At 64.5% G+C, this 1,054-nt stretch carries 2 protein-coding genes; one reads left to right on the forward strand and one right to left on the reverse strand.

What is annotated here, in order from left to right:
• The coding region (locus VB777_RS10700; RefSeq protein ID WP_416238344.1) for a transposase at positions 1-874 on the reverse strand (874 nt) is incomplete at its 3' end.
• Here VB777_RS10700 and VB777_RS17435 point away from each other — a divergent pair.
• Positions 873-1,054 (forward strand): hypothetical protein (locus tag VB777_RS17435; protein WP_416238345.1); only part of this gene is annotated, 182 nt, incomplete at its 3' end. The two genes, VB777_RS10700 and VB777_RS17435, sit on opposite strands and share 2 nt — an antisense overlap.

Consider the following 1,054-nt stretch of genomic DNA (forward strand, 5'->3'; position numbering starts at 1 on the left):
GCCTGGCGTAGATCTCGCGTCCTTTCTTGCAGCGCAGCTTGCGGTTCATCCGGCCCTTGGCATCCAGATTTTGGGGGATGGGGCCACGGGTTGGTGCTGGAGGCTGGCCGTGCTTCTCCCTGCCGGTCGCGATGTGGGGATCGACGCCCCGTGCCGCGCAGGCCTCGGCGTTGGCCTCGCTCCAGTAGCCGGCATCCGCGATCAACGTTTTCGGGAGCTGAGCGGTGTTGGCAATGGTGCGCTCAAGCATCGGTTCGAGATGCTCCACATCAGGCGGCTGGTTGCTGACGCCGATGGCCACGATCACCTGGTAATCCCCATCCACAGCTGCTTGGCAGTTGTAGCCCTGAATCCAGTTCCCATTGCTCTTCATGATGTGGCTGGCTGGATCAGTGAAATTGCGCTGGCTGCCTTTTGTCGGTGTGCCGCAAGCCTTGTGCGCCAGGCCGCGATGGGGCATCTGATCGGCCGCCAGCGGCTCAAGATCAGGTGGTCCCAGGCCCGCGTCGTTGGCCTTGGCGATCGCCAGATCTTTTGCCGCAGCTGCCTTCTCGACTACGCGATCGGCTGTCTTGCTGCATTCTTGCCGTTGCGGCTCGGGCGCCTCTTCCGCGGCCTTCGCGGCCGCTGCCGCCTGCTCCTGTCGTTCCCGTGCAGCGGCAGCCGCGGTTTCAGCCTCCAGTTCCCGGCGAGCCTGGCGAATCTTCTCCAGCCGGTCTTCTCGGCGGCGCAGTGCCTCAGGCAGGTCGCTGCCGCGTTTGCCCTTGCCGTAGCGGCCATCCTCCTGGGCGTCGAGGATCTCGGCCTTGCGCAGCAGCTCCCTGATCTCCTGCTCCAACTGCTTCTCGGATTTGAGCATCCGCTGGTGGCTCATGGCCATTGTGCTTGGAGGCATTGGCTTTCACCTTGGTGCCATCCAGCGCCACCTGCCCCAGGCTCACCATGCCGGCCTTCTGACACAAGCGCAGGATCTGCACAAACAGCTCCTCCAGGGCTCCGAGATGGCGGCGGCGGAAGTCGCTGATGCGGCTGTGGTCCGGCTGCTGGTTACCGG

Source organism: Synechococcus sp. CCY9202 (assembly GCF_034931685.1).
In the GTDB taxonomy this organism is placed as follows: domain Bacteria; phylum Cyanobacteriota; class Cyanobacteriia; order PCC-6307; family Cyanobiaceae; genus CBW1002.